Origin of the sequence: Citrobacter sp. L55 (assembly GCF_002850715.1) — a bacterium.
In the GTDB taxonomy this organism is placed as follows: domain Bacteria; phylum Pseudomonadota; class Gammaproteobacteria; order Enterobacterales; family Enterobacteriaceae; genus Citrobacter; species Citrobacter braakii.
The window spans coordinates 159125-172262 of sequence record NZ_KZ559407.1 but is presented as its reverse complement, the minus strand read 5'-3'; the positions used below and the strand labels follow the sequence as shown (position 1 = coordinate 172262).

10 protein-coding genes and 1 pseudogene are annotated in these 13138 nt (G+C 53.0%); 7 read left to right on the top strand and 4 right to left on the bottom strand.

Annotated features, from left to right (window positions below; genetic code table 11):
* Nucleotides 1–216: 216 nt before the first annotated feature.
* Entirely contained in the window at nucleotides 217–1353 is a 1137-nt protein-coding gene (gene rlmG, locus B9P82_RS18575) for a 23S rRNA (guanine(1835)-N(2))-methyltransferase RlmG (protein ID WP_016157532.1), read from the bottom strand.
* Between the two features lie 83 nt (nucleotides 1354–1436).
* Between rlmG and B9P82_RS18570 the strand changes: the two genes are divergently transcribed.
* The 4 genes from B9P82_RS18570 (at nucleotide 1437) to sstT (ending at nucleotide 5735) form a co-directional block, all read left to right on the top strand.
* Complete coding sequence (locus B9P82_RS18570; protein ID WP_016154609.1) at nucleotides 1437–1937, top strand: M48 metallopeptidase family protein; 501 nt, start codon at nucleotides 1437–1439, stop codon at nucleotides 1935–1937.
* Between the two features lie 72 nt (nucleotides 1938–2009).
* Nucleotides 2010–3008 (top strand): Gfo/Idh/MocA family protein, encoded by a 999-nt coding sequence (locus tag B9P82_RS18565; protein ID WP_016154610.1) that lies wholly within the window; start codon nucleotides 2010–2012, stop codon nucleotides 3006–3008.
* Nucleotides 3009–3279: 271 nt separating this feature from the next.
* Nucleotides 3280–4248: a TerC family protein gene (locus B9P82_RS18560; RefSeq protein ID WP_016154611.1), complete on the top strand. Its 969-nt coding sequence runs from the start codon at nucleotides 3280–3282 to the stop codon at nucleotides 4246–4248.
* 242 nt (nucleotides 4249–4490) lie between these two features.
* Nucleotides 4491–5735 (top strand): serine/threonine transporter SstT, encoded by a 1245-nt coding sequence (gene sstT / locus B9P82_RS18555; protein WP_016154612.1) that lies wholly within the window; start codon nucleotides 4491–4493, stop codon nucleotides 5733–5735.
* 14 nt (nucleotides 5736–5749) lie between these two features.
* Here the strand turns inward: sstT and B9P82_RS18550 are convergent, their stop codons facing one another.
* The 3 genes and pseudogenes from B9P82_RS18550 to uxaC form a co-directional block, all read right to left on the bottom strand.
* Entirely contained in the window at nucleotides 5750–6304 is a 555-nt protein-coding gene (locus B9P82_RS18550; RefSeq protein WP_016154613.1) for a YgjV family protein, read from the bottom strand.
* Between the two features lie 206 nt (nucleotides 6305–6510).
* A complete protein-coding gene (locus B9P82_RS18545; protein ID WP_101700728.1) occupies nucleotides 6511–7998 on the bottom strand; it encodes a UxaA family hydrolase in 1488 nt (495 codons plus the stop codon).
* Nucleotides 7999–8013: 15 nt separating this feature from the next.
* Nucleotides 8014–9413, bottom strand: a pseudogene (gene uxaC / locus B9P82_RS18540) (glucuronate isomerase).
* Between the two features lie 484 nt (nucleotides 9414–9897).
* Here uxaC and B9P82_RS18535 point away from each other — a divergent pair.
* The 3 genes from B9P82_RS18535 (at nucleotide 9898) to yqjA (ending at nucleotide 13120) form a co-directional block, all read left to right on the top strand.
* Nucleotides 9898–11199: an MFS transporter gene (locus tag B9P82_RS18535; protein WP_016154616.1), complete on the top strand. Its 1302-nt coding sequence runs from the start codon at nucleotides 9898–9900 to the stop codon at nucleotides 11197–11199.
* Between the two features lie 133 nt (nucleotides 11200–11332).
* Nucleotides 11333–12109 (top strand): transcriptional regulator ExuR, encoded by a 777-nt coding sequence (exuR, locus tag B9P82_RS18530; RefSeq protein WP_046274732.1) that lies wholly within the window; start codon nucleotides 11333–11335, stop codon nucleotides 12107–12109.
* Between the two features lie 348 nt (nucleotides 12110–12457).
* Nucleotides 12458–13120: a DedA family general envelope maintenance protein YqjA gene (gene yqjA / locus B9P82_RS18525; RefSeq protein ID WP_003024820.1), complete on the top strand. Its 663-nt coding sequence runs from the start codon at nucleotides 12458–12460 to the stop codon at nucleotides 13118–13120.
* The last annotated feature ends 18 nt before the right edge of the window (nucleotides 13121–13138 follow it).

Genomic DNA, 13138 nt, shown 5'->3' with positions numbered 1-13138 from the left:
CTCCGGTTTATCCGAAGGCTCCCTGCGAAAGCAAAGCCGGCAGGCCGAATGGAACCAGGTGTGCAGATAACATCATGGCCGGGTACGACGGTACCGAAAGAGAGGCCGGATATACGACAGCATCTTACCCCCGTCACACAAAATGCAGAATGGCTTGCATAACGGGAGGTGTCCATATACGGATAAGGCGGTCACGCCGCCATCCGGCACACACGATTAGCGGCGGCGACCGGTTTTGACCGCTTTTAGCACCACGAATTTATTATTGGTGGCGATGGTCACGCAGTTGCCGAAAATCTTCTTCAGCTTGTGGAAGTAGTCAAGGTGACGGTTAGCCACAATGTACAGCTCACCGTTGATTTTCAGGCAGCGGCGAGCGTGGTGGAACATCTCCCAGGCAATGTTATCCGTCAGCGCGTGCTTCTGGTGGAACGGTGGGTTACACAGCACGGCGTTAAAGCGGAACGGTTCGACGCCCGACAGCGCGTTGTTGATCATAAACTCACAGCGATCCAGCGCTTCAGGCATGTTACTTTCCACGTTCAAGCGGCTTGAAGCCACCGCCATCGGCGATTCATCAACAAATACCACGCTGGCTTCCGGGTTCTTCGCCAACAGCGTCATACCGATGACACCGTTACCACAGCCGAGGTCAACAATCTCCCCTTCGAGGTTTTCCGGCAGATGCTCGATAAAAAAGCGCGCGCCGATATCCAGTCCGGTACGGGAGAAGACGTTGGCGTGGTTATGGATAGTCCATTCGGTACCTTCCAGCTTCCAGCTTAGCGTTTGCGAGGCAGCGGCCAGCTCAGGTTTGCTGAACGTACAGTTGATTAAACGGGCTTTTTTCCACGCCAGCGTGGTGGTGGTTGGACCCAACACTTTTTCAAACAGCTCCAGCGTCGAAGTATGCACATCACGCGCTTTTGCCCCGGCGATGATACGCGTTTGCGGCGTTACCACTTCGCGCAGCGCGCGCAGTTGCTGCTCCAGCAGCGCCATGGTTTTTGGCAGCTTAATCAGCACCACGCCCGGCGCCTGCGGGTAGTCAGCCGTACTGTCGAGGAACTTGACGCTCGACTCGGCAATATCGTTGTGACGCAGGTTCTCGCGTGTGGCAAGCTCGCTGAGATAGGAGTCGCCAATGCTGTACGGCGAATGTTGCGCCAGCGCACAGCCCAGCGCGCCAAAGGTATCATTCAGGATTAGCACCGGGCCGCTAATCTCGGTATCGTCCAGCTGTTGCAGCAGATATTCATCTGCCGCTTCCCACGCCAGCAGCGGGTTAACGTCATCCGTTTCCGGGAAACGTTTAAGTGACAGCGAACGGAAACCGTTGTCTATGTGGCTCATCGGCCCTCCTGAATGGTAAAATTTCGGCGTATCCCTGAAAAGGGTGCGTGAGTATACACTTTTTATGATTGGCATGGGCAAAGATGAACCAACTAACTTATCTCCAGGGCTACCCGGAACATTTGCTTTCTCAGGTGAGAACGCTGATTGCTGAACAGCGTCTGGGCGCAGTGCTGGAGAAGCGCTATCCGGGGACGCATGATTTCGCGACCGACAAAGCGCTCTGGCAATATACTCAGGATCTGAAAAATCAGTTCCTGCGTAATGCCCCGCCGCTGAATAAAGTCATGTATGACAGCAAGATACACGTTCTGAAGAATGCGCTGGGGCTGCATACCGCCGTATCTCGCGTGCAGGGCGGTAAGCTAAAAGCCAAAGCGGAGATCCGCGTTGCCACCGTGTTTCGCAATGCCCCTGAACCTTTTTTACGCATGATCGTCGTTCATGAACTGGCGCATCTGAAAGAAAAAGAGCACGACAAAGCGTTTTACCAGCTGTGCTGTCATATGGAGCCTCAGTATCATCAACTGGAGTTCGATACCCGCCTGTGGTTAACGCAACAATCGTTAAAGCAAACTGCGTAGTCGCGCACTGGCTTTGTCTTCAGGGCATGCTAAATTGACGAAAGGATCCCTTTTCGCAGCCTGAAGGCCATTATGATACGTTTCGCAGTAATTGGCACAAACTGGATCACCCGCCAGTTTGTCGATGCCGCCCATGAAACCGGCAAATATAAGTTAACCGCGGTCTATTCCCGTAGCCTTGAACAGGCGCAGACCTTCGCCAACGATTACCCCGTCGAGCATCTGTTTACCTCACTGGAAGCGATGGCGCAAAGCGAGGCGATCGACGCCGTCTACATCGCCAGTCCAAACTCCCTGCACTTCCCGCAGACCGAGCTGTTTTTGCGGCACAAAAAGCATGTTATTTGCGAAAAGCCGCTGGCCTCAAACCTGGCGCAAGCCGAAGCCGCTATCGCCTGCGCGCGCGAAAATCAGGTCGTGCTGTTTGAAGCGTTTAAGACCGCCAGCTTGCCTAACTTCCTGCTGTTGCAGCAATCTCTACCCAAAGTCGGAAGAATCAGGAAAGCGTTTATTAATTACTGCCAGTACTCCTCGCGTTACCAGCGCTATCTGGACGGTGAAAATCCGAACACGTTTAATCCGGCGTTCTCAAATGGCTCGATCATGGATATCGGTTTTTACTGCCTGGCCTCAGCGGTTGCGCTGTGGGGTGAGCCGCAAAGCGTTCAGGCCAGCGCCAGTCTGCTGGAAAGCGGCGTAGATGCCCACGGCGTGGTGGTGATGAATTACGGTGATTTCAGCGTCACACTCCAGCACTCAAAAGTAAGCGACTCGGTGTTAGCCAGTGAAATTCAGGGCGAGCAGGGATCGCTGGTGATCGAGCATATCTCCGAGTGTCAGAAAGTGTGCTTCGTTCCTCGCGGGGGGAAAACCCAGGATCTGACGACGCCTCAGCACATCAATACTATGCTGTATGAGGCAGAGGCTTTTGCTCATTTGGTTGAATCCGGCGAAGTGGATCACCCCGCACTGGCCGTCAGCCGTATCACCGCCAAACTGCAAACAGAGATTCGCCGCCAGACCGGTGTGATTTTCCCGGCAGATGAAGCGGTAACATCGCTGACAGCGTAAAGGTATGTAAAACGAATGTTGCAGGCCATTGACTGAATGCATGGCCTGTAATATTTTGTAACCCGCAAAGGGGAGTAACTTCGTTGTCGGTTGATCGTCATTACGATGTGTGAAAAACCACATCCGGTCGCCGGGCGATAACAAAGGAATACGCCATCGTATTCCTTTGTTGTTGTAAGTGAGACCTTGCCGAATGGCAAGGTCTATGCATAAAAAGCAGCGGCTAACGTCATTCGGCGTTGGCCGTTTTTTTTATGCATGGGGAAATACAATGAATACTGTCGGCACACCGTTGTTATGGGGTGGCTTCGCTGTCGTGGTGGTAATTATGCTGGCCATCGACCTGCTGTTGCAGGGTCGTCGTGGCGCGCATACGATGTCGATGAAGCAGGCTGCGGCCTGGTCAATCGTTTGGGTAACGCTGTCGTTACTGTTTAACGCCGTCTTCTGGTGGTACCTGGCACAAACCCAGGGCCGCGCCGTTGCCGACCCACAGGCGCTGGCGTTCCTTACCGGCTATTTGATCGAAAAATCGCTGGCAGTAGATAACGTCTTTGTCTGGTTGATGCTGTTCAGCTACTTCTCCGTACCGCCTGCGTTGCAGCGTCGGGTACTGGTGTATGGCGTGCTGGGAGCCATTGTTCTGCGTACGATCATGATCTTCGCCGGCAGTTGGCTTATCACCCAATTTGAGTGGCTGTTGTACGTGTTCGGTGCATTCCTGCTGTTTACCGGCGTGAAGATGGCGCTGGCGAAAGAAGATGCTTCCGGTATTGGCGACAGACCGTTAGTACGCTGGCTGCGCGGTCATTTGCGCATGACCGATACCATCGAAGATGAAAAATTCTTCGTGCGTAAAAACGGCCTGCTGTTTGTTACGCCGCTGATGCTGGTGTTGATTCTGGTTGAGCTGAGCGACGTCATTTTCGCCGTCGACAGTATTCCGGCTATCTTTGCCGTCACTACCGACCCGTTCATCGTGCTGACCTCAAACCTGTTTGCTATTTTGGGTCTGCGCGCAATGTACTTCCTGCTGGCGGGCGTGGCGGAGCGTTTCTCCATGCTGAAGTACGGTTTGTCGGTCATTCTGGTGTTTATCGGTATTAAGATGCTGATCGTCGATTTCTACCATATCCCGATCGCTATCTCGTTAGGCGTGGTATTTGGCATTCTGTTTGTGACGCTGATTGTGAACGCCTGGGTCAACCACCAGCACGATAAAAAGCAACAAATACAGTAAGTTTCATCTGCTAGCTGAAAAGCCCGACAGCACACTGCGTGCGTCGGGCTTTTTGTTTATCATGTCAAAATAATGTTAACTCAAAGTTATAAAATATGATCTCAACGCGAAATCCAGGATATTTCGCTTCCAGAACCCTGTTCTTTCCTTATACTCAGCCATGCAAACATTTGCCTCATCCTGAAAGATGCGTCTACAGAACGCACAAAGGCAGGGCAACAACACAATGAAAGGATTACTACATGACTACGCAACGTTCATCGGGGCTATTCTCGCGCTTGGCGCAAGGGAGCCTGGTTAAACAAATTTTGATCGGTTTGGTTCTGGGGATTTTACTGGCACTGGTGTCAAAACCTGCGGCAGAAGCCGTTGGTTTACTGGGTACTCTGTTCGTCGGCGCGTTAAAAGCCGTCGCACCAATTCTGGTTCTGATGCTGGTAATGGCTTCTATCGCCAACCACCAGCACGGGCAAAAAACCAATATCCGCCCAATACTGTTCCTCTACCTGCTCGGAACATTTTCCGCAGCGTTAGCGGCCGTTGTCTTCAGCTTCGCCTTCCCATCGACACTGCATCTTTCCAGCAGCGCCAGCGATATCGTACCGCCGTCCGGCATTATCGAAGTGATGCGTGGCCTGCTAATGAGCATGGTTTCTAACCCAATTGATGCACTGCTTAACGCCAACTACATCGGCATCCTGGTTTGGGCCGTCGGTCTGGGCTTTGCGCTGCGTCACGGTAATGAAACGACCAAAAATCTGGTCAACGATATGTCCAACGCTGTTACCTTTATGGTGAAGCTGGTGATTCGTTTCGCGCCGATCGGTATCTTCGGCCTGGTCTCCTCCACGCTGGCAACCACCGGTTTCGCCACGCTTTGGGGCTACGCACATCTGCTGACCGTGCTGGTAGGCTGTATGCTGCTGGTAGCGTTGGTGGTCAACCCGCTGCTGGTATTCTGGAAAATTCGCCGCAACCCATATCCGTTAGTGCTGGCCTGTCTGCGTGAAAGCGGCGTGTACGCCTTCTTTACCCGCAGCTCCGCGGCAAACATTCCGGTGAATATGGCGCTGTGTGAGAAGCTGAACCTGGATCGTGATACCTATTCGGTGTCTATCCCGCTGGGAGCCACCATCAATATGGCAGGCGCGGCGATCACCATTACCGTGTTGACGCTGGCGGCGGTCAATACGTTGGGTATTCCGGTCGATTTACCGACGGCGCTGTTACTGAGCGTGGTGGCTTCGCTGTGCGCCTGCGGCGCATCGGGCGTGGCGGGGGGTTCTCTGCTGCTGATCCCACTGGCATGTAATATGTTCGGTATCCCGAATGACATCGCCATGCAGGTCGTTGCCGTTGGCTTTATCATCGGCGTATTGCAGGATTCCTGTGAAACGGCGCTGAACTCTTCTACAGACGTCCTGTTTACCGCTGCGGCCTGCCAGGCTGAAGACGAACGTCTGGCAAATAACGCCCTGCGCGGCTAATCTCTGCCCCTCCGTCACCGGACGGAGGGGTTCTCTTCTTGTACGCTTTTTTCAATTTTGAATGGATCAATTCCGCGTTTTTGCATCCGCCGGAAGCGAATAATGTTCAGGCCGTTCATCACCAGAAAACTACCTTCGATCATCGTCCCACCAATCGATCCCAACCAGAAATTATGGATAACCCAACAGGCGGTTGCGCACCACATTACGCAGCGCACGGTCAGCCCCTGGCAGCGAAACAGCGCCCAGGTGCTGGCCAGCGTGCCGATAATCGGCAACAGCTCCATCGCATGCTGTAATTTCGCCAGCCCGAGAACCAGGGTGAGGATAATAAAAACGGTCATTACCCATAGTTTGCGGGTATGCATCGAGACGAGTGTGCGGATGGTGTTTAGCTCTGCACTCATTCCCGCAGGCCAGGCGCCCATCAGAAAAAAATGCACGCCAATGGTGGCGCTGTAGACGGCGAGTTGCAGCCGGAACCGGCGCTCATCTCGATTGAAAAAGGTGGTAATGCCGATCAAAAAGGCGATGACACCTACGCCCTGGGCCAGCCAATACGCGGTCATGGGAGATCCTTGTGAGGAAACGCAAAAGCAAACGGCGCTCCATATTATGAAACGCCGTTTTTAAAATCCACTCCATTTCGATTACCCAATAGATTTCGTGCTACCGCAAGGCGGTAAGTTCAGACATCCCCGGGAGCTTACTGGAGTAAGTGACCGGGGTGAATGGACGCAGCCAACGCGACTGTCACGCGAAAGATGAAGGGTAATTACAATGTTACGCCGCTTTTAAAGATAGCCAGTTCCCGGAAATCGTTGCGCTCGTTGCAGGTTTGCTTGCCATTGGCGAACTCAACGATCGTATCGACAAACTCGCTCAGCAGCTGAGGCATCGCTTTACCGTGGATCAGCTGTCCGGCGTCAAAATCGATCCAGTGTTTTTTCTTGGCCGCCAGCTCGCTGTTGGTCGCAATTTTCACCGTCGGCACAAAACCGCCGTACGGCGTACCGCGGCCGGTGCTGAACAGCACCATATGACAGCCCGCGCCCGCGAGGGCACTGGTAGCAACCGCATCGTTACCCGGCGCGCTCAGTAAGTTCAGGCCGTGTGTCTTCAGGCGTTCGCCGTAGCGCAGTACGTCCACCACCTGGCTGGAGCCCGCTTTTTGCGTGCAGCCCAAAGATTTATCTTCCAGCGTGGTGATCCCGCCCGCTTTGTTGCCCGGCGATGGATTCTCGTAAATCGGCTGGTCGTGAGCAATGAAGTACTGCTTAAAGTCATTGACCATGGTCACCAGCTTGCCGAAGGTTTCTTCGTCACGGCAGTGGTCCATCAGCAGCTGCTCGGCACCGAACATTTCCGGTACTTCAGTCAGCACGGTGGTGCCGCCGTTGGCAATCACGTAGTCGGAAAAACGTCCCAGCATTGGGTTGGCGGTAATACCGGACAGGCCGTCAGAGCCGCCGCATTCCAGACCAAACTTCAGCTCGCCCAGTTTACCCGGCTCACGCTTATCGTTACGCATCACGTTGTACAACTGATGGAGATGTTCAATCCCCGCTTCCACTTCGTCTTCCTGATGTTGGCAGACCATAAAGTGAACACGCTCAGGATCGTACTTGCCTAAAGTTTCGCGGAAGGCATCAACCTGGTTGTTTTCACAGCCCAGGCCGACCACCAGCACCGCACCCGCATTCGGGTGGCGCACCATATTTTGCAGCATGGTACGGGTGTTGATGTGGTCGTCACCCAGTTGCGAACAGCCGTAGGTGTGACTGAAAAGATGCACGCCGTCGATACCCTCGGCGTCGTTGGTCTCTTTCAGAAAGCGGGTCTGCATCTGACGCGCCATGGCGTTGACGCAGCCGACCGTCGGCAGGATCCACAGTTCGTTGCGTACGCCGACCTCGCCGTTAGCACGACGGTAGATCTGTACATCGCGATCGGCGGGTTGAACAAGCTCTGCCTGAAAATCAGGGTGGTAGCTATACGTGTCCAGGTCGCTCAGATTCGTGCGCGTGTTGTGAGCATGAATATGCTCACCCGCCGCCACGTCCACCAATGTATGACCGATTGGCAAACCGTATTTAATGACGTTTTCGCCTTGCGCAATATCGCATAAAGCGAATTTATGGCCACGAGAAACCGCTTGGCGCAGGATTACCGCTTGCCCATCAACGGTGACTTCGGTTCCTTCAGCCAAATCAGCGAGCGCTACCGCGACGTTATCCAGCGTATGGATCTTGATGTATTGCATACCTTCACCCAGGCCTTAGTTCAGTTCAATGGCGAAATAATCACGCGCATTGTTGAAGCAAATATTTCTGACCATTTCACCCAACAGCTGGATATCTGCCGGCGCTTCACCTGCAGCAACCCAACGGCCAATCATCTGGCACAGGATGCGACGGAAGTATTCATGGCGCGTATATGAAAGGAAGCTACGGCTATCGGTCAGCATGCCGACGAAACGGCTCAGCAGACCGAGCTGGGCCAGTTGCGTCATCTGACGTTCCATACCGTCTTTCTGATCGTTGAACCACCAGCCGGAACCGAACTGCATCTTGCCCGGCATACCTTCGCCCTGGAAGTTGCCGATCATGGTGCCCAGCACTTCGTTATCGCGCGGGTTCAGGCAGTAGAGAATGGTTTTCGGCAGCAGGTTCTGTTCGTTCTGCTTGCTCAGCAGTTTGGACAGCTCTTCGGCCATCGGGCGATCGTTGATGAGTCGAAGCCAACATCCGCACCCAACAGTTTGAACTGACGCAGGTTGTTATTACGCAGCGCGCCGATGTGGTACTGCTGTACCCATTCACGACGCGCGTATTCCGCACCGAGGAACACCAGCACCGCGGTTTTAAACTGGGCAACTTCATGCTCGCTCAGCGTTTCACCCGCCAGGCGGCGTGCCAGAATGCTATCCAGTTCAGATTCGTTAGATTCAGCAAACAGCACCACGTCCAGCGCGTGGTCAGAGACTTTACAGCCGTGAGCCGCAAAGTGATCCAGACGTTTGGTCAGCGCAGCTTGCAGGTCGCTGAAGCGGCGGATATCCGTGTCAGACACCTCACCGAGCTTCGCCATATAGTCGTTAAAGGTCGCCTGCTCAATGTTAAAGGCTTTATCCGGACGCCAGCTCGGCAGCACTTTCACATCAAAGCTTCCGTCTTTAGCAACGGCCGCGTGATGCTCCAGAGAGTCGATCGGGTCATCGGTGGTACCGACCATTTTCACGTTCATCTGCTGCATGATGCCGCGTGCGGAGAATTTGTCCTGCGCCAGCAGTTCATTGCACTGGTTCCAGATTTCGTCAGCCGTTGCCGGAGACAGCAGCTTACCTGTAATACCAAACGGGCGACGTAATTCGAGGTGGGTCCAATGGTACAGCGGGTTACCGATTGTGTGCGGAACCGTGGCGGCCCAGGCGTCAAACTTCTCGCGATCGGAGGCATCGCCGGTACACAGGCGTTCAGCGACGCCGTTAGTACGCATCGCACGCCACTTGTAGTGGTCACCCTTCAGCCAGATGTCATACAGGTTATTAAAACGGTAGTTTTCCGCGATTTGTTGCGGTGGCAAATGGCAGTGGTAGTCGAAGATTGGCTGGTCTTTGGCGTAATCATGATACAGACGGCGGGCAAATTCGGTGTCCAACAGGAAATCTTCAGTCATAAACGGGGTCATTATCGTCTTCCTCTCAGCGAGTGCGTCAGATTGCTTATGTTTTGATGTTGACAAAGTTATCACACCAATTTCCATACACTGAAGATATTTTCGTGAGTTAGATCAACAAATGGCGACAAAAAAATTACTCTCAAAGAGGTAAACCTCGCGCCAAGCCGCACCAGCACTGGCTTTGCTGAATCGAAATAATGACCACACGAAGATTCACACTTTTGTGATGGCACTCACCTTTTAAAGCTGTATGACAAGTTATCTTTTTGCCGTCGCGATACATAAGCCGACGGAATGCAAATTACCGATGTATCACCATCGGATTAACCGGTACGGAAACCGAATTAGCACAAATATTGACATGGCAGAGTTCGGGGAGTACCGGCTTTTTTTCGGTTACCCCCTCGTAAAAGAACATCCTCCTCCCTGAACTGGAAGATGACCGCTCGTTCGCGGACATAACAAAACGATGAGGTTTTACATGCGTAAAATTAAAGGGTTACGTTGGTACATGATCGCACTGGTGACACTTGGCACCGTGCTGGGTTACCTGACACGTAACACTGTGGCGGCAGCTGCGCCAACTCTGATGGAAGAGTTACACATCTCCACCCAACAGTATTCCTATATCATCGCAGCGTATTCTGCTGCTTACACCGTAATGCAACCCGTTGCCGGCTATGTGCTCGATGTGCTCGGCACAAAAATTGGTTACGCGATGTTCGCCGTTCTGTGGGCCGTCTTCTGTGGCGCGACCGCACTGGCTGGTAGCTGGGGTGGACTGGCGCTGGCGCGAGGCGCAGTCGGTGCCGCTGAAGCTGCGATGATCCCTGCGGGTCTGAAAGCCAGCTCTGAATGGTTCCCGGCAAAAGAACGTTCAATCGCCGTGGGTTACTTTAACGTCGGTTCTTCTATCGGCGCGATGATTGCCCCGCCGCTGGTCGTCTGGGCTATCGTCATGCACAGCTGGCAGATGGCATTTATTATTTCCGGTGCCCTGAGCTTCATCTGGGCCATGTGCTGGTTGGTATTTTACAAACACCCACGCGACCAGAAAAAACTGTCTGATGAAGAACGTGATTACATTCTGAATGGTCAGGAATCACAGCATAAAAACAGCACCGCCAAGAAAATGTCTCTCGGTCAGATCCTGCGTAACCGCCAGTTCTGGGGCATCGCGCTGCCGCGTTTCCTGGCAGAGCCGGCCTGGGGTACCTTCAACGCCTGGATCCCGCTGTTCATGTTTAAAGTCTACGGCTTTAACCTGAAAGAGATTGCGATGTTTGCCTGGATGCCGATGCTGTTTGCTGACCTGGGCTGTATCGTAGGGGGTTACTTACCGCCGCTGTTCCAGCGCTGGTTCGGCGTTAACCTGATCGTTTCCCGTAAAATGGTCGTCACCATGGGCGCATTGCTGATGATTGGCCCAGGGATGATCGGTCTGTTCACCAGCCCGTACATTGCTATCGCCCTGCTGTGCGTCGGCGGCTTTGCTCACCAGGCGCTGTCCGGTGCGCTGATCACGCTCTCTTCTGACGTATTTGGTCGTAATGAAGTGGCAACCGCGAACGGTCTGACCGGTATGTCCGCATGGCTTGCAAGTACGCTGTTTGCGCTGGTCGTTGGCGCGCTGGCTGACACCATCGGCTTCAGCCCGCTGTTCGCCGTACTGGCGGTATTCGACCTGCTCGGCGCGTTAGTCATCTGGACGGTATTGCAGAACAAATCGGCCAGCGAGGTAGAGTCAGCTTCGCAAACTGGCGATCCCGCTGCGCAAAGTTAACCAGACACGATTTAACAAGGTTATGTAATCTAAGCCGCCAGTCATCTGGCGGCTTTTTTATCGCCGCGAGTGGAGCCGTAATCGCAAAAGTGGTATAACAAATAGAGTCTGCCGTATCATGCCTGGAGCGCATATGGAAATCACCGAACCACGACGTTTGTACCAACAACTTGCCGCTGATCTGAAAGAACGCATTGAGCAGGGTGTCTACCTGGTGGGTGACAAACTCCCCGCCGAGCGCTTTATCGCCGATGAAAAAAATGTCAGCCGCACCGTGGTTCGTGAAGCGATTATCATGCTCGAGGTTGAGGGCTACGTTGAAGTGCGTAAAGGATCGGGGATCCACGTCATTTCAAACCAACCCAAACACTATGTCGCGCCAGATGAAAGTCTGGAATTCGCCAGCTACGGTCCGTTTGAGCTGCTCCAGGCTCGCCAGCTCATAGAAAGCAACATTGCCGAGTTTGCCGCCACCCAGGTGACCAAACAGGACATCATGAAACTGATGGAAATTCAGGAGAAGTCGCGTAACGAAAAAAGCTTTCGTGACTCCGAGTGGGATCTCCAGTTCCATGTGCAGGTCGCGCTGGCAACACAGAACTCTGCCCTGGCCGCGATTGTTGAAAAAATGTGGACTCAGCGTATTCACAACCCCTACTGGAAGAAGCTGCACGACCACATCGACCTGCGCACGATAGATAACTGGTGCGACGACCATGACCAGATCCTGCGGGCGCTGATTCGCAAAGATCCACACGCCGCCAAACTGGCGATGTGGCAGCATCTTGAGAACACAAAGCAGATGTTGTTTAACGAAACCAGCGATGATTTTGAATTCAACGCAGACCGTTATCTTTTTACCGATAATCCCGTCATTCATCTCGATACGGCAGCTAACGGCGCAAAATAAACAATCTTAACGATGCAGGCGCGACAAAGCGCCTGTTTCTGACGCTTGGTAAGCATTAGGTATAAAGTGTCAGCCTGTGTAAATCCTCTCGCCTCCCTCCATTGCGATAAGCAAAATCACAGGACAACACCCGTAATTTCTATAACGGACTACGTTGACCTTTGTTACAATTAGTTGTTATTTGAATTTTTGTGTTTGAGAGCTTGCTTACTTCACAACTTTACAGGGAATAGTTCAGGCCGTGAATTTGTGTCAGACCGCGATCCATGTAAAAAACACCAATAAAATTGCGGCGTTACAAACTCCAGAATACCGGCATGACGACAACCGATTCTCCAGGAATATTGAATGGAACTACTGACTCAATTACTGAATGCTTTATGGGCTCAGGATTTTGAAACGCTGGCCAATCCCTCCATGATTGGCATGCTCTATTTCGTACTGTTTACCATTTTGTTTCTGGAAAATGGACTGCTGCCAGCAGCCTTTTTACCTGGCGACAGTCTACTGGTACTGGTCGGCGTACTTATCGCTAAAGGCGCGATGGGTTTTCCGCAAACGGTACTGCTGCTCACCACCGCGGCCAGCCTGGGTTGCTGGCTCAGCTATATCCAGGGGAGATGGCTGGGAAATACCCGCACCGTTCAAAACTGGCTGTCTCATCTACCCGCGCACTACCATCAGCGCGCACATCATCTGTTCCATAAGCATGGCTTGTCTGCCCTGTTGGTCGGTCGCTTTATCGCGTTTGTCAGAACATTACTGCCGACCATCGCAGGATTGTCCGGTCTGAACAATGCGCGCTTTCAGTTCTTTAACTGGATGAGCGGACTGCTTTGGGTTCTGATTCTCACAACGCTTGGCTATCTGCTGGGCAAAACGCCAGTGTTTCTCAAATATGAAGATCAGCTGATGTCTTGTCTGATGCTGCTTCCCGTGGTGTTACTGGTGTTTGGTCTGGCAGGTTCCCTGGTTGTGCTTTGGAAAAAGAAATACGGGAACCGAGGGTAAATTATGCTGAAATCATGC